20 protein-coding genes are annotated in these 23836 nt (G+C 32.1%); 11 read left to right on the top strand and 9 right to left on the bottom strand.

What is annotated here, in order from left to right:
* Nucleotides 1-4 precede the first annotated feature (4 nt).
* Complete coding sequence (locus FUA26_RS10825; RefSeq protein WP_147135689.1) at nucleotides 5-484, bottom strand: Dps family protein; 480 nt, start codon at nucleotides 482-484, stop codon at nucleotides 5-7.
* A gap of 104 nt (nucleotides 485-588) precedes the next feature.
* On the opposite strand from FUA26_RS10825, the gene FUA26_RS10820 reads away from it, so the two are divergent.
* The gene (locus FUA26_RS10820; RefSeq protein WP_147135686.1) at nucleotides 589-1527 is read left to right on the top strand and encodes a hydrogen peroxide-inducible genes activator; all 939 of its coding nucleotides are present in this window, start codon (nucleotides 589-591) and stop codon (nucleotides 1525-1527) included.
* Between the two features lie 45 nt (nucleotides 1528-1572).
* On the opposite strand, the gene FUA26_RS10815 is transcribed toward FUA26_RS10820, so the two are convergent.
* From FUA26_RS10815 to FUA26_RS10795, 5 genes are all read right to left on the bottom strand, one after another.
* The gene (locus tag FUA26_RS10815; protein WP_246109125.1) at nucleotides 1573-2520 is read right to left on the bottom strand and encodes a transporter family protein; all 948 of its coding nucleotides are present in this window, start codon (nucleotides 2518-2520) and stop codon (nucleotides 1573-1575) included.
* Between the two features lie 28 nt (nucleotides 2521-2548).
* Entirely contained in the window at nucleotides 2549-3595 is a 1047-nt protein-coding gene (locus FUA26_RS10810; protein ID WP_147135683.1) for a cytochrome-c peroxidase, read from the bottom strand.
* Nucleotides 3596-3668: 73 nt separating this feature from the next.
* Nucleotides 3669-4460 carry an MbnP family protein gene (locus tag FUA26_RS10805; RefSeq protein WP_147135681.1) on the bottom strand — a complete coding sequence of 264 codons (792 nt, stop codon included), beginning with the start codon at nucleotides 4458-4460 and terminating at the stop codon, nucleotides 3669-3671.
* Nucleotides 4461-4588: 128 nt separating this feature from the next.
* Complete coding sequence (locus tag FUA26_RS10800; protein WP_147135678.1) at nucleotides 4589-4903, bottom strand: hypothetical protein; 315 nt, start codon at nucleotides 4901-4903, stop codon at nucleotides 4589-4591.
* Between the two features lie 155 nt (nucleotides 4904-5058).
* Entirely contained in the window at nucleotides 5059-5256 is a 198-nt protein-coding gene (locus FUA26_RS10795; protein ID WP_147135675.1) for a hypothetical protein, read from the bottom strand.
* 481 nt (nucleotides 5257-5737) lie between these two features.
* Here FUA26_RS10795 and FUA26_RS10790 point away from each other — a divergent pair, with 481 nt between their 5' ends.
* On the top strand, nucleotides 5738-8752 hold the full coding sequence (locus FUA26_RS10790; protein WP_147135672.1) for a T9SS type A sorting domain-containing protein: 3015 nt from the start codon (nucleotides 5738-5740) through the stop codon (nucleotides 8750-8752).
* Nucleotides 8753-8840: 88 nt separating this feature from the next.
* On the opposite strand, the gene FUA26_RS10785 is transcribed toward FUA26_RS10790, so the two are convergent.
* Together FUA26_RS10785 and FUA26_RS10780 are read right to left on the bottom strand one after the other, a co-directional pair.
* The gene (locus FUA26_RS10785; protein ID WP_147135669.1) at nucleotides 8841-9641 is read right to left on the bottom strand and encodes a TIGR00266 family protein; all 801 of its coding nucleotides are present in this window, start codon (nucleotides 9639-9641) and stop codon (nucleotides 8841-8843) included.
* Nucleotides 9642-9709: 68 nt separating this feature from the next.
* Entirely contained in the window at nucleotides 9710-10171 is a 462-nt protein-coding gene (locus tag FUA26_RS10780; protein ID WP_147135667.1) for a DUF4442 domain-containing protein, read from the bottom strand.
* Between the two features lie 174 nt (nucleotides 10172-10345).
* On the opposite strand from FUA26_RS10780, the gene FUA26_RS10775 reads away from it, so the two are divergent.
* From FUA26_RS10775 to FUA26_RS10755, 6 genes are all read left to right on the top strand, one after another.
* On the top strand, nucleotides 10346-10792 hold the full coding sequence (locus FUA26_RS10775) for a DUF4870 domain-containing protein (RefSeq protein ID WP_147135665.1): 447 nt from the start codon (nucleotides 10346-10348) through the stop codon (nucleotides 10790-10792).
* Between the two features lie 201 nt (nucleotides 10793-10993).
* Nucleotides 10994-11359, top strand: coding sequence for a PadR family transcriptional regulator (locus FUA26_RS10770; protein ID WP_147135662.1), 366 nt, complete (start codon nucleotides 10994-10996; stop codon nucleotides 11357-11359).
* Nucleotides 11352-13172 (top strand): PspC domain-containing protein, encoded by a 1821-nt coding sequence (locus FUA26_RS10765; RefSeq protein WP_147135659.1) that lies wholly within the window; start codon nucleotides 11352-11354, stop codon nucleotides 13170-13172. The genes FUA26_RS10770 and FUA26_RS10765 overlap by 8 nt, the downstream gene beginning before the upstream one ends.
* A 114-nt stretch (nucleotides 13173-13286) precedes the next feature.
* A complete protein-coding gene (locus FUA26_RS10760; protein ID WP_147135657.1) occupies nucleotides 13287-14015 on the top strand; it encodes a head GIN domain-containing protein in 729 nt (242 codons plus the stop codon).
* A gap of 137 nt (nucleotides 14016-14152) precedes the next feature.
* On the top strand, nucleotides 14153-14293 hold the full coding sequence (locus tag FUA26_RS15720; RefSeq protein WP_186826904.1) for a hypothetical protein: 141 nt from the start codon (nucleotides 14153-14155) through the stop codon (nucleotides 14291-14293).
* Nucleotides 14284-14988, top strand: coding sequence for a GIN domain-containing protein (locus FUA26_RS10755; protein WP_147135654.1), 705 nt, complete (start codon nucleotides 14284-14286; stop codon nucleotides 14986-14988). Before FUA26_RS15720 ends, FUA26_RS10755 begins: the two co-directional genes overlap by 10 nt.
* A 2-nt stretch (nucleotides 14989-14990) precedes the next feature.
* On the opposite strand, the gene FUA26_RS10750 is transcribed toward FUA26_RS10755, so the two are convergent.
* Nucleotides 14991-15962, bottom strand: coding sequence for a type I phosphomannose isomerase catalytic subunit (locus tag FUA26_RS10750; RefSeq protein WP_147135649.1), 972 nt, complete (start codon nucleotides 15960-15962; stop codon nucleotides 14991-14993).
* Nucleotides 15963-16200: 238 nt separating this feature from the next.
* Between FUA26_RS10750 and FUA26_RS10745 the strand changes: the two genes are divergently transcribed.
* From FUA26_RS10745 to FUA26_RS10735, 3 genes are all read left to right on the top strand, one after another.
* Nucleotides 16201-19008: a helix-turn-helix and ligand-binding sensor domain-containing protein gene (locus FUA26_RS10745; protein ID WP_147135646.1), complete on the top strand. Its 2808-nt coding sequence runs from the start codon at nucleotides 16201-16203 to the stop codon at nucleotides 19006-19008.
* A 231-nt stretch (nucleotides 19009-19239) separates the two neighbouring features.
* On the top strand, nucleotides 19240-22254 hold the full coding sequence (locus tag FUA26_RS10740) for a SusC/RagA family TonB-linked outer membrane protein (protein ID WP_147135643.1): 3015 nt from the start codon (nucleotides 19240-19242) through the stop codon (nucleotides 22252-22254).
* 101 nt (nucleotides 22255-22355) lie between these two features.
* The gene (locus FUA26_RS10735; protein WP_147135640.1) at nucleotides 22356-23834 is read left to right on the top strand and encodes a RagB/SusD family nutrient uptake outer membrane protein; all 1479 of its coding nucleotides are present in this window, start codon (nucleotides 22356-22358) and stop codon (nucleotides 23832-23834) included.
* Nucleotides 23835-23836: the final 2 nt, after the last annotated feature.

Genomic DNA, 23836 nt, shown 5'->3' with positions numbered 1-23836 from the left:
TATGTTATACGTCTTCGTTTAACCATGCTTTCATCATCCACACGGTTTTTTCTTGTTCGGTAATAAAATCACTCATCATACTATTTGTTCCTTCATCATTTGCATCACCTGCTTTTTCAAGTATATTTCTTTCTATTTCTAATAATTCTTTTAAAGAATCTACTATTAATCTAACAGCTTTAACATCTTCCGAAATATTTTTACCTACAGGCACTTTAGCAGCTGCAGTATAATCTTCAAAAGTATGTAAAGGTGTTTCACCTAAAGTTAAAATACGCTCTGCTATTTCATCAACTTTAGCATTTGCATCGGTATAAAGCTCTTCAAACTTCTCATGTAAATTAAAAAAAGCTTTTCCTTTAATATTCCAATGAATACCTCTTAAATTTTGATAATAAATTTGAAAATTAGCTAACAAACCATTTAAATCGTTTGCTAATTCTACTGTTTTTTTGCTGTCTAATCCTATACTATTTGTTTTCATTTTGGTATCATTTTTTGTTATCACAAAATTAATTTATAATTAACATTATTTATCATAATAATTATTGATAGTTTTTATATTTTTATAACCTAAATTGATTAAAAATGACTATCACACAACTATATTATGTTTTGGCAGTAGCCGAACATCAAAACTTTACAAAAGCCGCCGAAAAATGCTTTGTAACCCAGCCAACTTTGAGTATGCAAATTCAAAAACTAGAAGACGAACTTGATATTCAAATTTTTGACAGAAGTAAAAAACCTATTGAGCTTACCGAAGTTGGAAAAAAAATAGTTACACAAGCCAGAAACATAGTAAACGAGTCTTACAGAATACAAGATATTGTAGACCAACAAAAAGGATTTATTGGTGGCGAGTTTAAATTAGGCATAATACCAACCATAATGCCAACTTTACTACCAATGTTTTTAAAAACATTTATAAAAAAACACCCAAAAGTAAAGCTAAAAATTGAAGAGTTAACTACTGAGGAAATTATGAGCCGCATTAAAGAAGGCCATTTAGATGCTGCCATTGCTGCAACGCCTTTAGAAGATGAAAACATAAAAGAGCGCCCACTTTACTATGAACCTTTTGTTAGTTATATACCAAAAAACCACAGACTTTACGGGCAAAAAACAATAGCAACTACCGATTTAGAAATTGATGATATGCTATTACTTGAAGATGGCCACTGTTTTAGAGATGGCGTAATAAACTTGTGTAAAATATTTAAAAACCACGTAGATGATAAGTTTCAATTAGAAAGTGGTAGTATTGAAACGCTTATAAAACTATCAAACGAAGGTTTAGGCATGACGCTTCTACCCTATTTACATACTTTAGATATTAACGAAAAAGAAAAAAACAATTTACACTATTTTAATGAGCCGCCACCTGCAAGAGAAGTAAGTTTAATTTACCATAAAAGCGAACTTAAAATGCAAATTATTGAAGCTTTACAAGATGTAATTGCAGGTATTGTAAGGGGCGCAATAGCGTTTCAGGATGTTAAAATTATTAGTCCGTTACCAAAATAAAAAAACTAGCTGCTTTGCAGGTGTATTACTGCAAAGCAGCTAATTTTACAGACTATAATTTAAATACAAAGCTAGCCTGTTTTTAGATTGTACATTACCACCAAATAAATCTTGATGTATTGGCGCTGTAAAATTAACACCTAATACAAAGGCCTTTAAATTAACTTCAGTGCCAATTGAGGTGTTAACAATAGTACCATTGGTATCATTAAGGGTTTCATTGTACTGCTTAATTTCACTATAACTATCACCCGAAAGGCCTAAAAAAGGCATAATATTTATCTTTTTGGTTTTAAAAACTGTATAAACATTGGTTGAAAAACTAACTTGATCTCCAAACTTATATTCGTTTTTATTTTCACCTTTTAAATAATATGAAAGCAGTGTATTTACACCTATTTTATTACCAGCATAATTATATCCTGCCGAAAAAATACCATCAAAACTACCTGTACCAACTTGAAAACCCGGATTAACATTATCTGTTAAAGCCTCTTCAAATTTTCCGGTGGGCAATTTTACACCTAAACCAAATAATAGTGTATGGGCAGCTGTTTGGTTGGTTTTATTAAAATCTACCGTTTCATTATTTTTCTTCTTTTTTATAAGTGGTAGTTTATACCATGCTATTATATTGGCATCTCCAACACCATTAATATTTTGTGTTGTTTCATTTAATGATCTTGTTAAATCTTGGTAAGGTAAATTAGCCGTTACATAGTATTTGTTATTTATAGGAATTTGTGCCCAAAGTTGATAGGTATTAAAGTTTTCTTCACTTTTTGGAGAATTTTGAAACACCCCATTTTGAGATTCAAACTTTTGATATATATAACGTAAACCTACAAAATTAGCATTGTTTAAAGTACCAAAACCCATGCTACCACTACTGGTTGAACAACTACATAAATCACACAAAACACCAAAGTCTGTATGTGATTTATATGGCCACAAACAACCATTGTGTGCTTTTATTTTGCCAAAAAACAACACGAAACAAATAGTTAAAACGCATTTTATATTAAAACTCTGCAAATCTTTCATCATTTAAAAATTCATAATCTGTTAGTGTTTTTAAAAAAGCTATAATACTTTCCTTTTCGTAGGCAGATAAATCTATGCCCAAACTACCATCTTCTTTAACTAAAACAGTATCTACATTACCTCCATTATTGGTTACACCACTGCTATAAAAATCTAAAACAGCCTCTAAGGTTGATAATCTGCCATCATGCATGTATGGATTAGATTTTTCAACATTTCGTAAACTTGGCACTTTAAATTTGTATAAATCGTTGGTGTTTTCAAAAATATTATAGCGTCCTAAATCATTTAATCTTGGGTTTACAGGCAAACCAGTGTTTCGGTAACTTTGGTCTGTAAACAAATCGGTTGCATGACACGTTGCGCATTTATTTTTAAACGTACTTAATCCATCCATTTCTATAGGTGAAAGTGTTACACCGTCTTCATTTCTAACATATTTATCGTATTTAGAATTTGAAGAAATCATCATAACCATAAACTGCGATAAGGCTTTGAGCATATTTTCGCCATTAATTTCACCATCTTCAAAAGCTTTCGCAAACTGGTTTTGGTAGTAACCATCGGCTTTAAGTTTAGCTATTACATTACTAATTGTTTCGCCCATTTCAACATCACTTGTTAATGGAATTATAGGTTGCAAATCTAGGTGTGTGGCGGCGCCATCCCACATAAATTCAGACTGGAATGCTAAATTTTGCATGGGTTGTGCATTGCGTTTACCAATACCACCGTTTAAACCATGACTAACCGTGTGTTCATGATGTGTAAAGGCAAAAGCTTGCTCATGGCAAAAGGCACACGGTATAGCATTATTTGCTGATAATTTACCCTCGTAAAATAACTTTTTACCCAATTGAAAGCCTTCTTCAGTAACCGGATTATTTTCTAAATTATAAACAATATCAGGAAAATTTGAAGGTATTTCAACATTTAAGGGTACTGGCACATAAACGTCTACATCATTAGATTTGGAACAAGAAAAGGCTACAAAAACTAAGTAAATTATTAGTAGTTTTTTCATAACTTTTAATGTTTATAAATGAAGTTGTGCAAAATCTTCATTTAAAAATTTCACACAACTTCAATATTATTTTTTAGTGATTATGTACGTGATGCACCATAAACATTGCTGCAACGTTTGTAGCTATTATAGGTGTTTCAACTTCATCTACATGCACTTGGTCATAGCCTTCAGAAAATTTAACAGATTGTACACCGTCAAAGGCTTTCATTAAATCTGCCACAATATGAACTTCGGGAGTTTTATCGTTTCTTACAACTATACTGTTAGGAAAAGCAAGTGTGGTTTCTTTGTAATTATCTAAAGTTGTTCCTACGCTACCCATGTGCATATTTAAAGCCTGATTAGTTACAGTACCATCAGAATAAGTACCATCTAGCCTAATAAATTTGTAGCCAGTAGCCCAACTCCACATCATACCTTCAGCTTCAGCTTGCTCTAAAAAGTCACCTTGACCTTCGGCTCCTAAAGCAAAACGTGCTTGATCAATACCTATACCAAACGTAATTTCGGTATAATTTGCTGCATCAACACCTGTTAATTCTACCCAAATTTCGCCGGCATTGTTAGCATTTGCTTCGTTAATAATAAAGGCGTTATCTTCGGTAGGATACATAAATGTATTTCCATCGGCATCTTTAAACCTTACGTTACTAATTATGTACTTTACTGTTTCTAGTTTGAATGATTCGTTGTTTGATTTACTATATTCTGTATTGAAAACAAAGTCGTTACCATCAACACCGTTATCAAATTTTAATATAATATTTCCTGTTTCACCTGTTAAATCTTCGGCATCATCAGATGAGCATGAAGCCATTATTGCGCACATTAAAAGTGCTATTGAAAGTTTTACAATTTTCATTTCTTAATTTTATTATAGTGTAGCAAAACACAGCTATAAGTAATGCTACTATAGTTGATTTTTTGTTTGATTTGGTTTAAAAAAAGGAATTAGGCTAACATTATTTAACCTAAATGAGCTCATAAAAATTAAGCAATAAACCGTGGTGGTTTAAATTGAAATGATTGAAAATTGAAAGTATATAGTTTGTTATAACTATTTAAAATATTTTTATTTATAAATTCTGAAGGATTTGAAATTGTAAAACATTGCGTTTTTTGTAAAAAAACAACGGTAACAACATCTAAAATATGTAATGTTGTTTTGCCGTCTTCTGAAGGGTTTTCTGTTGCCTGAAGTTGTTTTGCTAAATGGCATTTACCATTACAAGCCATTTCTACTTTTTCTTTATTTACACAAAAAACATTTGTTATATAATCTATATTTATTTGGTAATATGCCAAATAACACAAATTATACATGGGCTTTACAAAAAAAGCAACTAGTAATATGACAAGAAATAGCTTTTTCAAAATTTAGCTGCAAATATAAATAACTTTACTACTTTTTTTAAGAAAAACTTAATAGAAATAAAAAAGCGACCAGTTGGTCGCTTTTATTATGGTTTTAAATAAATTAAACACTGATTAAGTTCTGGGTTTTGCAGTACAAGTGAATTGATAAATATTTTAAGCTCTTCAATTTCATACGGTAGTAATCTACTAACCGCTTTTTGTACTTCTCTGCAAAACAACGTAGCATCAAAACTTACTTTATTAAGTACAGTTTTAGTGTACTCTAGCATTGCTCTTGCCATAATTATGTTAAGGTTTAGGTTTTAAAAAATTTATAAAAGTAGATTTGTTTATAGGCTAAATATATTAAATTTTCTGAAATTAAAAATAATAAAAAATAGTTTTGAAAATTATTTTTAGCCTAAATTTAACACTTCGTCTACACTTTCATGTCATTCACCGACACTAAACTAGCGTTTCGTCGTTAAAATATACCACTTAACCTGTTTAAATAATTACCTTCGCTGTAGAATAACCCCAAACTATTCAAATTGCTAAAATAATGAACCAATTCTCTCATACTATGAAAACTCTATACCTACACGTTCTCTCAAACCGTACAGTTAATTTTCATCTTCTAAAAAAAGTAATTAAATCAATTTAATTTCTGTTATGCGTAATCATAACTAATCTATTTAGATTAAAGTTATGTGACCAAACATAAATATTTGTGTATAAACTATATAGACTTACAACGTCTGTATTATTTAAATGTAAATTGCTATGAACTCTCAAAACCTACTACTAGCGCTATGCGTGTCGTTTTTTATGTTTACTAATGCCCAAACGGGACCTGGAGGTGTTGGCAATACCTCATCTAATGGTTTATGGCTAAAAGCTGATGGTATTACGCAAACAAACAATACCCCTGTTGTTACTTGGAGTGATGCTTCTGGTAACAACAACCACGCAAGCGCTATTACTACTGAACAACCCTTGTTTATTTCAAACAGTAGTTTTAATAATATGCCAGCTGTAAGGTTAGATGGCATAAATGACCAAATGTTAATTAGTGATGCCGATATTCTTGATGGTTCATCAGGCTTAACGTTTTTTGCTGTAATAAGGCCAAACAACCTAAATGGCAGCACTCCAAGAGGTATTTTAGGTAAAAGAATATCTTATACCGTTTCATCAAACTATGCTTATACTTGGTTTTTTTGGGGCAGTAATTACTTAAATACAGATATAAATACGCAAAATAATAGGTTTAACACAAGCCCGACTAGCTTTTCAAACAATACAAACTACCTTTTAAAATTAGGCTTTAACGGTAGTTTACCATCAAATGAAAGAACTCAAATTGATAATGGCGGAAATTTAGTAACAAGCAGCACAGAATCTAGTACAAGTATTATTAACAGTAATGCCGATTTAGTAATTGGTGCCTTAAACCATAATTATAGTTCATACTTAGGTGCTGATTACGCTGAAGTTATCCATTTTAATAAAGATTTAAATCTTGCTGAAGAAATAATTGTAAACAACTACCTATCTGCAAAATACAACATAAACCTATCTTCAAACGATTTGTACACGCATGACAATAGTAGTTCAGGCAATTTTGATTTTAATGTTGCAGGAATTGGTCAAGCCTCAGATGGATCAAATCACACTGATTCTCAAGGCTCTGGAATTGTTAGAATAAACAATCCTACAAATTTAAATAATAACGAATACTTGTTTTGGGGCGAAAAAACTGCAAATCCAACTTACACGTTTAACACCAATAACTTAACACATACCGAACAATTAAATGCTGTTTGGCGCGTACAAAAAATTGGTAATGTTGGCAGCGTTGATATTTCTTTTGATTTAAGTGCTTTAGACTTGTCTGGAAAACAAAGCTGCCAACCTTTACAACTTATTTTTGATAATGATGCAGATTTTTCAATGACAGATTCTAGTGACGAAGTTTACAACTTAACCATAACTGGCACCACCGCAACCGCAACTAATGTAAGCGTTAGAAACAACCGCTACTTTACTTTAAGATATACAGATGAAATAGTTTGGAACGGAACTGCTTTCACTAATGGCTCTGGAAGTGCGCAAGCACCAAGTGATACAGATGAATGTTTAAAATTAACGGTTAAGCCTGGAACTGATGCTGTAATAACTTCACATGCACATGTAAGAGAAATTGAAATAGAAACTGGCGCTACACTTATTGTTAATGATGGTGTTTTACTAGAAGTTGAAAACTTTATAAACACTAATGGCACCATTAATTTGCAAGGCGAAGCACAATTAATTCAAAATCATAATTACCCAAGTAGTAACAGTGGTAGCGGCGTGCTTATAAAAAAGCAACAAGGCGCTACAAACCCATTTAATTACAACTTTTGGAGCTCGCCAGTTAATAACGGCGGAAGTTGGCAAATTGGCGCTATTGAAGAAGCTAATGGTATTATAAACTTTCATGGCAACCCTGATGCCGATGCTACTACAACACCAATTACATTAAGTTCTACATGGCTTTACAGTTACAATGGCTTATCAAACAACTATGCTTCTTGGAATAAATTAACAACATCTAGTACATTAGCGCCTGGATACGGATATACAATGAAAGGCTCTGGAGCTGTTTCTGGAGAACAAGAATATATTTTTAAAGGAATACCCAATGATGGCAACTACGCTATACCAATAGCTGCTGGTGATGATATTTTAATAGGAAACCCTTACCCTTCTGCTATTGATGCTGAACAATTTATAAATGATAATTTGCATGTAATTAATGGTTCTCTTTATTTTTGGGAACATTTCTCAACTAACAACAGCCATAATTTATCAGATTATGAAGGTGGTTACGCCATTAGAAACTTAATGATGGGAACTGCTGCTGTTTCTGACGCCTCTGGCTTAACTAGTGGTAATGGTTCAGCATCAAAACCTGCGCCACCTCAACATATTCCTGTTGGTCAAGGTTTTTTTGTTAGAGCAAGTAGCACAGGTGGTAATATTCATTTTAATAATGGGCAACGTGCTTTTGCAAAAGAATCATTAAACGAATCTGTGTTCTTTAAAGGAAAAACAAAAAAAGTTACTGTTAAAAAAGATGAACGCACTAAAGTTTGGTTATCATTTACAAAACCTAATGAAATGACAAAACAACTAGGGCTTGGTTTTGATAATAAAGCAACCATAGGCTATGATAAAGGTTATGACGCCATTAGTTATGACGATTTAAGGAATGATGCAAATTGGTTATTAAATGACGAAACTTTAGCAATACAAGCATTACCTGCTATTGAGTTTGAAAATGAATTGCCTTTAAAAGTTAAAATTACTGATGCAGGTATTTTTAAGTTTACAATTGATAAAACTGAAAATTTATCTGACAATGTTGATATTTTCTTAAAAGATAATTCTAGTAATGCTTTCTACAATTTAAACGCCAATAGTATAGATATTCATATAGCAAAAGGTGATTATAACGATAGGTTTTCAATAGTATTTAAAGAAACACAGCGTTTAAATATTGAACACAATAATGATACTGAAAAACTATCTGTTGTTTATAACAAAACCTCAGGAAGTATCATAATAAATAACTTTAATAATCTATCAGAAATTAAAAATGCTAAAGTATATAACAGCATTGGTCAAGAGGTTAAATTAATAAAAAACTTAACCAGTAATTCTATTAATATTTCAAACAAAGCTAATGGTGTTTACATTGTAAGCATAACTACCAATAATGGCGTAAAAACAGGTAAAATTATAAAATACTAACATATAAAAAATCACCCAAATCACTACACAGAAACAGCCCTTATTCTTATTTTGAATAAGGGCTGTTCATTTTTTTTATAATCTTGTTTTAGAATCTGTTATCGCCATCAAGCAAATCGCCTAAGCCACCAAGAATACTACCTTCGCCTTTACTATTACCACCACTTCTTGGAGCCGATGCTAAAACACGTCCGGCTAAACGGCTAAATGGTAAAGATTGAACAAATACGGTACCTGGACCTTTTAAAGTAGCAAAAAATAAGCCTTCGCCACCAAAAACCGTATTTTTAATACCGCCAACAAATTCAATATCATAATCTACAGTATAATCAAAACCTACAATGCAGCCTGTATCTACTTTTAGCACTTCGCCTGCCATTAATTCTTTTTTAGCCATGGTACCGCCAGCATGAACAAAAGCCATACCATCACCTTCAAGTTTTTGCATAATAAAGCCTTCGCCTCCAAAAAGTCCGCGCCCTAATTTTTTAGAAAACTCAATACCAACACTCACACCTTTGGCAGCGCACAAAAACGCATCTTTTTGGCAAATAAATTTACCACCAAACTGTGTTAAATCTATTGGAATAATTTTTCCTGGATATGGTGATGCAAATGATACACGACGTTTGCCTATAATTTCATTATAGAAAGCTGTCATAAACAAACTTTCGCCTGTTAAAATACGTTTTCCCGCACCTAGTATTTTACCTAAAAAGCCCGTATCTTTTTGTGAACCATCACCAAAAATAGTTTCCATTTTAATACCTTCATCCATCATCATAAAACTTCCGGCTTCGGCAATTACACCCTCTTGCGGGTCTAGTTCTATTTCTACGTATTGCATTTCTTCACCGTAGATTACGTAATCAATTTCGTGTGCTGTCATTTTTTAATTGATGTTTTATATTAATGTTGCTTGTTTATTTGTTGGTTAGTTTGGTGTTTTGTTACAGTTTACTGTTTGCTTTTAACCTTAACACTCCATTCAAAATTAAATGTAGACACCTCAACACCATCACTATTAACACCTACAGCCTTTACCCAAACGGTTTGCCCCTCTCCGGTTTCAATTGTTTTCTTTAAAGCCTCATCTATTAAAGCGCCATCATTACAGGTAAAGGTTATTTTACCTGTTGCCTTTTTGGTAAAAGTTGCGTTATTAGTTGTTACCAACATAGATATTTTTTTACCAGATTCTTGTATTTTTTTTATCATTAATGCTCCCGAGGCTAATTCGGCGGCCATACCTTGTACTGCCCAAAACATAGATTTAAACGGATTTTGGTTAATCCATTTATGTTTTACTGTTATTACACATTTAGAATCATCTAAATACTTTGCTCTTACACCACATAAATACGCCGAAGGCAGCTTAAACATTGTAAAAGTATTTAATTTACTGGGAGTTACATTCATACTATTTGCTTTTAATTTTTCTCTAATTTATGAAATATTAACACAATACAAAATGTTAAAAAAATGTTAATTTTAGGTACTATGCGTAACAAAGTACCTTATTTTAAACATATATTTGCATAAGAAACTATTATATGTTTTAAAAATCAATCAGAAAAAAAGATAATAATCATCATGTTAACCAATCACGTAAAAAACATTGCCACCTTTATTCACCTGTCTACATTTAGCAGGTTTATAATTCCGTTTGGTAATTTTATTGGCCCCATAATTTTATGGATTACTAATAAAGATAAATCGGAGTTTATAGACATGCACGGTAAGCAGGCTATTAATTTTCAAATTAGTATTTTATTGTACGCTATTATTATTGGTACTTTAACTATTCCGTTTTTTGTTTTTAAAATTTTTAGCGGTATAGACTTTATAGATTTTAATGGTTTTAGCAATTTTCATGTAAATGTAGGTAAACCATCGCCGCTTTTATACATTGGTGGTGCACTAGGTTTTTTAGCGGTTATTGGTTTTATAATTGAACTTGTTTTAATTGTTATTGCCAGTTTAAAAGCTAGAGATGGTGAGTATTATCAATACCCTTTTACTATTAATTTTTTAAAATAATGAGTGGCGCGTTAGGGATTGAAGCGGAAAGCCCACAGTGAGGTACGAACGAGGACTTGAAACGAAAAGCCCGACCCGATAGGGTAACGCCCAAAGAAAAACAATTAAAAAAAACGAAATCTTTCATCAACACAATCAATCAATCAATCAATCAATCAATCAAAAAATGAACAGTCTTAAAATATTAAACGAATTGAAACTATGAAGATAGAAAACACAAAAGCACAAATGCGTAAAGGCGTTTTAGAATTCTGTATACTATCTGTTTTAAAAAATGACGATGCATACGTTGCAGAAATTTTAAGCACGCTTAAAGATGCAAAGTTGCTAGTGGTTGAAGGTACTATTTACCCTTTACTAACACGACTTAAAAATGCAGGATTATTAAATTACAGATGGGAAGAATCTACCTCTGGGCCGCCACGAAAATATTACGGATTAACAGAAACTGGTAAGCTTTTTTTAAAAGAATTAGATACCACCTGGAATGAACTGCAAAATGCAGTTAATATAGTAACAAACCATACCGAAACAAGTACAGCACAAAAAACAACAACCAATGAATAAAACAGTTAACATAAATTTGGCTGGTATATTTTTTCATATTGATGAAGATGCATACCTAAAATTACAACGCTACCTGGAGGCTATAAAACGGTCTTTTACAGACTCGCAAGGGCGCTCTGAAATTATTGCTGATATTGAAGCTAGAATTGCAGAGTTATTTAACGAGCGCGTACAAAACACAAAACAGGTTATTGGCATTAGCCAAGTAGATGAAGTTATATCTATTATGGGGCAACCTGAAGATTATTTGGTTGATGACGAGATTTTTGAAGATGAGCCAAAAACTAATTACAAAACAAATACTACGCCTAGTAAAAAACTTTTTAGAGATACTGATAACTCATATATTGGTGGTGTTTCATCTGGTTTAGCACATTACTTTGGTGTTGATGCTATTTGGATTCGTTTAGCTTGGATACTTTTAATTTTTGGTGCAGGTACTGGTGTTTTACTTTATATTTTATTATGGATTTTAGTGCCCGAAGCTAAAACAACTGCCGAAAAAATAATGATGGCAGGTGAACCTGTTAACATTAGTAATATTGAGAAAAAAATTAAAGATGGTTTTGACAATGTTACTGGTACTGTAACTGATGTTGCAAAAAATGTTAGCGATTCTGTATCTGGTGCTGCAAAAAACGTAAGTGATGCTGCAAAAAAGGTTGATTTTAAAAAGCAAACTAATAAAGTAAAATCTTCATCAAGTGCTTTTTTTGATACCATTGGAGAAATTTTTATGTTTTTCTTTAAAGTTTTTGCAAAATTTATAGGGTTACTGCTTACTTTTATTGGGGCTGTTACAATTATTGCGCTTATAATAGCATTCTTTTCAGTTGGTATTTTAGATATGATTCCGGGTAACTTTTCCCACTTTTTAAATGCTGGTAACACACCTATTTGGTTGGCATCATTATTTGGTTTATTTGCTGTTGGTGTGCCGTTTTTCTTTCTATTTTATTTAGGCTTAAAAATTTTAATAAACAACCTAAAATCTATTGGCAACGTTGCTAAATTTACACTACTTGGTGTTTGGCTAATTAGTGTTATTGGGCTTACAGTTATTGTTATTAATGAGGCCAGAGAGCATGCCTTTACTGAAACTTACACTGTAAAACATACCCTTAACATAAAAAGTAACGATACTTTAAGAATTAAAATGGCATCAAATGATATTATTGATAATAGGTTTAACAGAAATGGTTCGTTTAAAATAATTAACACTAAAAACGGATCAAAAACCATGTATAATTCTGATGTTAATTTAATTGTAAGATCTACAACAGACTCTACAGCCTTTATAAACCTAAAAAAACGCGCCGATGGTAGTGATTATGATAAAGCCATTAACCGCGCCAAAAACATAAACTACAATTACAACCTTAATAATAACACACTTTTACTTGATTCGTTTTTAACTACTGAAATTGATAATAAGTTTGGAGACCAAGAGGTTGAAATCATTTTATATTTACCTGAAGGAAGCTTTGCTAAATTTCATACCAACACAGAGTCGTTTTTAGGATATTATAAAAACAGTAGTGACATTGTTTCGGCAAATAATACCAACCATTTATTAAAAATTATTGAAGATGATGTTACCTGTTTAGATTGTACTGATACTGAAGATGATTTTAACGTTAATATTGATGTTGACAATGAAGCATCTAAAGTAAAAATTAACAATAAAGGTATTGAAATTAAAGATGACGATGTAAATATTAAAATTGATAATAAGGGCATTCTATCTGAAGATAATGATGTTAAGGTAAAAATTGATGCCAATGGCATTGAAGTAAAATCAAAAGACAATTAATTAACAATTCATCATAAAAAAATAACATTTCAGAAATTGAAATTTTAAACACCTAGCAAAACATATAATATTTGCATCATCAAACAAATCAAACAAATCGAAAAACGAACAATTATGACAACCTTAGTAAAAATTATTGTAGCTACCGTGCTAAGCTTTACACTATTTTCGTGTAATTTCAACATGAACTTTGATGCCGGCGTTAAAGGCAATGGCAATGTAATTACTAAAGAACGTAATGTAGATTATAGCTTTAACACCATTAAAGCCACCGAAGGTTTAGATGTTTACTTAACACAAGGCAGCAGCACACATATAACTGTAGAAGCCGATGAAAATATACACAACCTTATTTTAACTGATGTTGAAGATGGTGTATTAAAAATTCATACAAAACAAAGTATTGGACGTGCTGCATCAAAAAAAGTACACGTTAGTTTTAAAGATATTAGTGCCATTATTTCTACTAGCGGAAGTGATGTGTATGCTGAAAACACAATTACTGTTGATGAGTTAGATTTAAAATCTACCAGCGGAAGTGATATGACACTTAGCGTAAATACACAAATTTTAAATTGTAAATCTACTAGCGGAAGTGATTTAAAACTTTCAGGTAGCACCAACAAACTAATTGCTGAAGCCACAAGTGGAAGTGATATTAAAGCGGCCGATTTGCAAGCACAGTCTAGCACGGTTAAAGCCAGCAGTGGTGCCGATATTACCGTTAACACTGCTAAAGAACTTATTGCAAAAGCCTCTAGTGGCGGCGATATAAAATACTACGGAAACCCTGAAAAGGTTGACAAAACCGATAGCGCTTCGGGTAGCATTAAACAAAAATAATTAAACCAAACTATAATCAACCAAATTAAACCACAGTAAAAGAAACACTTACTGTGGTTTTTCTTTATAAAATGTTGTGACTTCACTTAGTTTATTGGGTCTAAAATTAACTTAAAGTAACTTTTAACCCATTACAAATGAAAACATTACTTACAGCCTTTATTTTTTGCGTTATAAGTATTTTTAATATTAATGCACAAAATACCGAAAAAATTAAAGGTGATAGAATGGTAACTACAATAGAAACTGAAGTTGATGCTTTTAAACCATTGCTTTAGATGAACATTTTGATATTGAAATTATACATAGTAACAAACCTTTAGTAATTATTGAAACCGATAGTAACTTGCATGATGTTATTACTTTTAATGTAACTGATAGCGTTTTGAGTTTTGATTTTTTAAAAAGAATAACATCAAAAAAACGGTTATCAATTAAAGTAAATTATACCAATACGCTTAAAACAATTACAACCAAAGACAATGCTGAAATTAATGCTATTTCTCCTATAAAATCAAATACGTTTAAAATTAATGCCAATGATGCCTCTAAAATTAACATGTATGTAAACACCACTAATTTTGAACTTACTGGCAAAGGAAAATGCAAAATAACACTAAATTTAAATTGCGAGAATATGACTGTAAGTTTAAAAGATTATGCCAAATTAAATACGCAAATAAACAGTAAAAAATCTCAATTTATTTTATACGAAAAAGCAAACGTAAATATTAACGGCTATACCGATACAGCTACAATTGAAGCCAACAACAGTGCTACATTTATAGGGAAAGATTTAACAACAAAAAACGTAATAGCAACTGCCGAAATTTCTAGTGATATAACATTAGAAGCCATTGACAATATTGCTATTGAAGCCTCTGGAAACAGCACTATTAGTATTTACGGCAACCCTGAGATTGCCGTAAAAAGATTAGTTGATACATCAAAAATTCAAAAAAAATTAAGGTAATATTAGTAATAAACCTCTAATATTTTAGCTGAATTTGATGCCAAACTTATATTATTTATTGCTGCTGGAAGTAATAGTGTTTCTCCCATTTTAATACTATAGTCTTTAGTGTTATGCGTTAAAGTTACTTCACCTTCAACACACATAAAAATTATAAAAGAATCAATGTTTGTATAATCTTTATTTACGTTACCTTTTAAATCTATAATATTTGTTTTAAAGTAAGGTGAGTGTACTAATGTATTTGAAACATTTGGTGCTAAATTATAGGTGGTTTTATAACTGTCTTGTGGTTTAAAATCTAAAACATCTAAAGCCAAATCATTATGTAATTCTCGTTTTTGACCTGTTTTGGCATCTACCCTATCATAATCATAAATTCGGTATGTAACATCAGATGTTTGCTGAATTTCAGCTAATAAAACCCCCGCACCTATGGCATGCACACGCCCCGTTGGAATGTAAAATGTATCACCGGCTGTAACGTTTTCATGATGCATAACATTTAAAACAGTGCCAGCATCTAAATGTTTTAAATAGGTTTCTTTACTAATTTTTTTTTCAAAACCCACAATTAATTCGGCCTCATCATCAGCTTGCATTACGTACCACATTTCATTTTTCCCAAAGGAATTATGGCGCTCTTTAGCAACTTCATTACTTGGGTGCACTTGTATTGACAAAGGTGTTTTAGCATCAATAAATTTTATTAATAACGGAAACGCTTCACCAAACTTTTGATAAACAGCTTCACCAACAAAACTACCTTTAAACTCATTTATAAGTTGTTTTAGAGTTTTACCAGCCAAGGCACCGCTACTCACTTGGGTTTCATCATTTTCAACATCAGATATTTCCCAAGATTCACCAATATTAGTTTCAGTGTAATCTTTATTTAAATGTGCTTTTAATTTTTCGCCACCCCAAATTCTATACTTAAATAATGGGGTAAATTTTAGTGGGTAAAATGTCATGTTAATAGTTTTTTTATCTATTACTGTAAATGTATTAAATTCAAATATAACATCTACTTTAAATAATGGTTTCTAATTTACTTTTGTGCTACTTAGGTCTTTAAAATCATTAAAAAATAAAACCAGACTGTTTTTTAAACTTTTAAAAATTATAGCATTCTCGCATTTTATTTCACATCTTTTTCAAACATAAATAAAAATAGTATAAAATATGTATATTGGTATAACTATTAAAAAAATGGCTAAATATAAGTTACTAACATACATATTATACTTCGTTACATACAGCTTTCTAAATGCACAAGAGCTACCTCCTATTGAAATATACACACCTGATATTTATGGTGCTAACAACCAAAATTGGAGCATTTCTCAAGACACAGAAAAGCATATTTATTTTGGCAACAACAAAGGTCTATTAGAGTTTAATGGTGAACAATGGGTACTTTATGAATCTCCTAATAAAACCATTATTCGCTCCGTAAAAGTAATTGATAACTTAATTTACACAGGCTGCTACAGAGATTTTGGGTATTGGGAAAGAAACCAATATGGTATTTTAAATTACACATCTCTTTCAAAAAAAAAGGATATAGCATTTCTTGAAGACGAAGAAATCTGGAATATCATTAACATTGATGATTTTATTGTTTTTCAATCATTAAATCGCCTTTACATATTTAGCAAGATTGACCATAATTATGAAATAATAGAATCAAAATCAATTATAAACCGAAGTTTTAAAGTTAATAACAAAGTTTACTTTCAAAAGGCAAAAAAAGGATTGTTTGAAATTGAAAACGGTCTTGATAAATTAGTAACCAACAATGAAATTTTAAAAAACAACTTACTTGTAAACCTATTTAACCATAAAGGCAAACTTCTATTACAAACACAAGATTTAGGTTTTTTTATATTTGATGACAATACGCTAAAACCATGGAATATTGAAGCCAACAATTTACTATTAAAAGACAGAATATACAGTAGTACAAAATTAAAAGACGGAAGCTTTATAGTAGGAAGTATTTCTAACGGCATAATACACATTACTGCCAACGGAAAAATAAATTACCAAATTAACCAAAATAAAGGTTTAAGCAATAACACCGTTTTATCAGTTTTTGAAGATGAAGACAGTAATATTTGGTTAGGGTTAGAATATGGTATTAACTGTATAAATATTAAATCTGCATTTCGCATTTACAATGATAGAGATGGTAAATTAGGCGCTGTAAATACTTCTATAATTCATAATAAACATTTATATATAGGTACAAATCGTGGTTTGTTTTACAAGCCTTTGAATACCGATGATAAATTCACCTTTATAAAAGGAACACAGGGAGCTGTTTGGTGCTTAAAGCATATTAACAAATTATTGTTTTGTGGGCATGATTCTGGTACTTTTATTATAAAAGACCAACGTGCTAAACTCATATCTGACATTCCTGGTACTTGGGATATAAAACCTGCAAATAACAATGTTAACTTACTTATTCAAGGTAATTATAACGGGTTATATGTATTAGAAAACACAAATAGTAATTGGCGCATACGCAATAAAATTGAAGGATTTAATGTGTCTAGTCGTTATTTTGAAATGCTAGATTCTACAAACATATTGGTAAGCCATGAGTATAAAGGTGTTTTTAAATTAACAACAAACCAGCAACTAACTAAAATTAAAGCAGTAAGCATTAATAATTTTAATAAAACCAGATCTAAATCTAGCCTAATAAAATATAACAATAATATTATTTACTGTACAAACCAAGGTGGTTTTATATATAACGCTAAAAAAAACACCTTTGAAAAAGATTCAATATTAAGTGAGTTAATTGATAGTAAAAATTATTCATCAGGAAGATTAGTTTTCAATAAAGATGAAAATAAACTTTGGTCTTTTTCCTCTAAGCGCATTAGTTATTTAACTAGAAACAGGCTTAGTGGTGCTACTGAAATTGTAAAAATTCCACTTCCAAGCAACGCTAGAAACGATATTGTTGGGTATGAAAGCATTACACCATTAAAAGGAGACCAATACCTCTATGGAACAGCCTCTGGTTATATGATTATTAATTTAAAAGATATTAATTACCATGACCACCACTTAAAAATAAATCAAGTTTTAGTTAGCAACCAAAAAAACAGTAATAATTATAAAAACATTAATATAAAGGCTAACAATACATTTGAAAACAAGGCAAATAATATTAAAATTCACTTCAACGTTTCTAATTATAATAAATACCAAATGGTACAATACCAATATAAATTAGAAGGTTTTTACAATAATTGGAGTACGTGGAACACAAATTCTAGTGAACTCTTTGAAAACTTACCTTTTGGATCTTACACCTTCAAAGTTCGTTCTAGAATAGGCAATAAAGTATCATCAAATATTGAAAGCTTTAGCTTTAAAATTAAATCGCCATGGTATTTATCTACCGTAGCCTTAATATTTTATTTGTTGTTTATTGGGCTATTTTCTGTATTAATGCATCAAATTTATAAACGATACTACAAAAAACAACGTGAAAAATTACTACTAAGAAAGCAAAGAGAACTAGAGTTAAAAGAACTTGAAAACAAAGCACAACTAACCCGCTTTAATAACGACAAACTCAAACAAGATATTGAAGCAAAAAACAGAGAGTTAAGCATTTCTACAATAAACATAATTAAGAAAAATGAATTTTTAAACAATTTAAAAAAAGAACTAAAAAAAGATAATACTAATATTAAACAGATTGTTAGAATTATTGACAAAAACCTTAATAACACAGATGATTGGCAATTATTTGAAGAAGCTTTCAATAATGCCGATAAAGATTTTTTAAAGAAAATAAAGGAAAAACACCCTGAATTGACTCCTAACGATTTAAGACTGTGTACGTATTTAAGGTTAAACCTTTCCTCAAAAGAAATTGCTCCGCTTTTAAACATATCTCCTAGAAGTGTTGAAGTAAAACGATACCGCCTACGTAAGAAAATGAATTTACCACACGAATCTAACTTAACAGATTATATTTTAGAAATATAACAGCACAACAACACCAATTTTCACCTATACATTACCACAACATTTTATAAAACACCTCAACTTTTAACAACTCTATCCTTCTCAATAAAAACACATAAAAAGCATAGTTTAATTGACAAATAATCAATTTAAACACCCTTTTTTTGTCATGTATGTTTTTTGTAGTGGTTTAAAATTTCAATACAACAAAGTTTGAACTTAATTTTATAACAACTAAAAAAACTAAGTTTTATGAGACAAGCATTACTAAAAATTTTGATGCTATTAACTATAACACTCACCGGGGCTCAAAATATAAATGTGAGCGGCATAGTTCTAGATAATTCTGGAATTCCTATACCTGGAGTAAACGTTGTAGTAAAAAGCACTACAAAAGGTGCTGTAACCGACTTTGATGGTAACTTTACCATTTCAAATGTAAATACGGGCACTGTTTTAACCTTTAGTTACATTGGTTATTTAACGAAAGAAGTTACTGTAACCTCAACTAATAAACTTTCGGTAGTCTTACAAGAAGACATATCACAATTAGACGAAGTTGTAGTAGTAGGTTATGGTACGCAAAAGAAAAAAGATGTTACGGGTGCAGTATCTATTGTTAGCGCCGAAACCTTAGAAGAATTAAGGCCTATTGATGCTGCTCAAGCGCTTCAAGGTACTTCAGCAGGTGTTTCTGTAACAGCACCATCAGGGTCTCCCGGTGGAGGTTTCAATATTCTAATTCGTGGTGTAAGTTCCAATGGAGACAATGCGCCGCTAGTTATTATAGATGGATATAAAGGCGACTTAAATTCAATTAACCCTAGTGATATTGAAACCTTTTCCATTTTAAAAGATGCCCAAGCAGCTATCTATGGTATAGAAGGTGCAAACGGTGTTATATTAGTTACCACTAAAAGCGGTAAACGCGGTTCTGTTACTAAAATTAACTACAATGGGTACACTGGCATACAACAAACCACACGCCAGTTACCTTACTTAAATGCTACTGAATACGCGCTTCTACTTAACGAAAGTTACGCAGCCAATGGCCAAACATTACCTTATCCAAATATTAACGGACTGGGATCTGGAACCAATTGGCAGGAAGAACTGTTTGAAAACGCGCCTATAACAAGCCATAATGTTACAGTTACTGGTGGTGGCGAAAATAACACATATTACTTTGGTGGTTCTATTTTAGAACAAGATGGTATTATTGCAAATGAAAAATCGAATTTCTTAAGAGCAAATGCTAAAATTAAGTTGGAATTCGATTTAACTAAAAAACTTAAGTTTACTACATCAGCAAACTACTTTAACAATAAACGTAAGTCTATAGGAGAAAATGCTTTAGGCTCTCCTTTGTTTAACGCATTAAATTACGCACCAACATATAGTATTAACCAACAAGATACTTCAGGTTTTTTAGGAAACGAGGTAATCAATCCTTTATCGCAAATTGAAAATACTTTTAATAAATATAGTGGCAACTCTATTGAAGGTACTTTTCAATTAGATTACAAACCTATAGACGGATTAACTATTACATCGCGTATAGGACTTAAAAAATACGATGATAAAGGTAAAACCTTTTCTCCCATAGTAAACTACGGATCGGGTAAAGTATTTAATAACGACCGAAGCAGTGTTAATCAATACAGAAATACATTTAGTACATACACTTGGGAAACTTTTGCAAATTACAACAAAACCTTTTTTGAAAATCATAATGCCACATTTACCATAGGTACTAGCGCCCAACGCGACTGGGGAGACGGTTTAAACGCTACAGGTTTTGATGTACCAAATAATTCATGGGAATTTGCAGATATATCGTTAGCTAACGGCATTAGCGAAGCCAAAACAACTGGTTCATTTATTTATGACAACAGACTGTCATCTTATTTTGCCAGAATGCAATACGATTATAAAGGGAAATATCTGTTATCGGCTCTAATTCGTAGAGATGGAGCTTCAGATTTTGCACCTGACAATAGAACCGATTACTTCTCATCGGTAACAGCTGGTTGGAAAGTTTCAGACGAAGCCTTTTTGGCAGATTCAAAAACTATTAACTTCTTAAAGCTAAGAGCCAGTTACGGTAATTTGGGTAATAACGCAGGAGGCGATTTATACAGAGCCTTATTAACTGGCGAAGCTACTTACGTATTTGATGGCGCCTTAGTAACCGGTGTTGCTACGGGTAGGGTTCCAACACCAGACTCTGTGTGGGAATCTGCCGAAAAACTTGATATCGGGCTAGACTTAAACCTATTCAACAATAAACTTGAAATTGTTGCAGACTATTTTGTTGAAGATAGAAACAGACTACTTGTAAGCGGATTACCCGTTTCTGGTATTATTGGAGCCTCTGCACCAGGTGCCGGATTACCAACTACCAACGCAGGTTCAACCAGAAATAAGGGTATTGAATTATTTTTAAATTACAAACAATCAATCTCTGACGATGTTTCGTTTGGTATAAGCTATAATATTACCAAAATTGATGGTGAAGTTACAGCCGTAAAAGACAATATTATTTCAGAAGGCGGTTCGTTCAGTGTTGGGCAACCTGCTATTTCTAGGTTAGAAGTTGGGCAACCTATAGGGTATTTCTACGGACTAAAAACTGATGGCATTTTTCAAAACCAAGCTGAAATAGATGCACATCCGTCACAAGCCGATTTAGGCGCCGAGGCAGCACCTGGTGATTTCAGATATGTTGATGTAAACGGTGATGGTGAAATAACAATTGACGATCGTACATATCTTGGAAAACCTCAAGCCGATTATATTATGGGGCTTAACTTAAGTTTTAACTATAAAAACTTCGACTTCAGCACCTATATGTATGCCGAATTAGGCAAAGAAACCGTACGTAACTATGAACGAGACCAACCCAACATAAACCGCTTGAATCTTTATTTAAACAGATGGACAGGTGAAGGCACTAGCAACACAGTTCCAAGAGCAACTGTAGGCGCTACAACCAACAAACTATTTTCAGATTTTTATGTAGAAGACTCATCGTTCTTGCGCATTCAAAATATACAATTAGGGTATTCATTACCAAAATCAGTTATTGAAAAATTGGGCATTAACAAGTTTAGGTTGTACGCTTCAGTTAATAACGCTTTCACATTTACAAAATACAACGGTTACGATCCTGCAGCTACTAATGGCGCTGCTATTGGAGGTGGTATAGATTATGGGTTCTACCCCATTTCAAGACAATTTATTTTAGGCTTAAACCTATCATTATAAAATTTAAAAATATGAAATGAGCCATAACAGTAAGTTGATACCAACTAAAAATACTATTGGCGAATTACATCTGACGAATAGAAAACAATAAAATTAAACAGATGAAAAATTATATAAATAAAATAACAATAGGTTTCTTGTTAATAACATTAGCATTTGGCACGCATTCTTGTGGCGATGATTATTTAGAAGAAGTAGACAGGTACAGTATTGATTCTGAAAGTTATTTTAATTCAGAAGACGATTACTATAACGCATTAGTAGGAGTTTATGATTTATTACAATCTACATACGTAAACGTAATGCTTGGTGAAATAGCCTCTGATAATGCTTTGGCTGGTGGCGAAAGCCCTACCGATGTAATTGGATTTCAGCAAATTGACGATATGATTCACACACCAGTAAACAGCAACCTAAGAGATATCTGGAACTGGATGTACGCTGGTGTAAACCGCGCTAATTTCCTTTTAGAATTTCAAGATAAAACAGAATTTGAAGGTAAAGAAGTAATTATTGGTGAAGCTAGATTTTTACGTGCTTACTTTTATTTTGAGTTGGTAAAATGGTTTGGACCAGTACCTTTAAAAGAAACCCGCTTTGAATTAGGTGATGAAACCTCTGTTCCACGAGCTTCAGTTTCTGAAGTGTATGCACTAATTGAAGCCGATTTAAAATACGCCGTGGCCAATTTAAACTACACTGCTCCCCAAATAGGGCGTGCCACTAAAGGTTCTGCCCAAGCGCTTTTAGGAAAAGCCTATTTATATCAAGATAAGTTTTCTGAAGCTGCTTTAATACTCGATAATTTAATCACCAACGGTCCTTACGATTTGGTGAGCGATTACGATACTATTTTTGAACACACCGGAGAGAATGGTATCGAATCGGTTTTTGAAGTACAATATACCGATGCCGAAGGTGCTGGTTTTGATTGTTTACAATGTAGCGAAGGCAACGTGGCCGTTGGATTTAATGGCATTAGAAATTATAATGGCCCTGTATTCGATTCAGGCTTCAGCTTTAACGTGCCTACTCAAGAAGTAGTTGATGCTTTTGAAGCGGGAGATTTACGAAAAGATGTGGCCATTTTAGATATTGAAAGTTGGGCAGCACAAACTGGGGCTACCTTCGGAACAGGAAACGAACACACTGGATATTTCAACAGAAAATATATTGCTAGAAAAGGTGATTTAAATACGGGCGACCAAAATTTAACCAACCCCAATAATTACAGAGCCATTCGTTTTGCCGATGTATTATTAATGGCAGCCGAAGCTTATAATCGTGGCGATATTGATGACACCAAGGCCCAAAGTTACTTAAACCGTGTTAGGGCGCGAGCTTTTGGAGATAACAACCATAATATAGCTTCTACAGGAGTAGCATTAACCGATGCCATTGCCCATGAAAGGCGTGTAGAATTGGTAGGCGAAGGACATCGTTTTTTCGATTTGGTAAGAACCGGAAAAGCAGCACAGGAAATCGACGGATTCACTGCAGGCAAAAATGAGGTATTCCCCATTCCAATTGAAGAAATTCAATTTTCTAATGGCAACTGGGAACAAAACCCTAACTACTAAAA

Origin of the sequence: Seonamhaeicola algicola, assembly GCF_007997385.1 — a bacterium.
Taxonomy (GTDB): Bacteria; Bacteroidota; Bacteroidia; order Flavobacteriales; family Flavobacteriaceae; genus Seonamhaeicola; species Seonamhaeicola algicola.
Note: the sequence above shows the minus strand (reverse complement) of the source record. Positions and strands in the feature narration are given on the sequence as shown.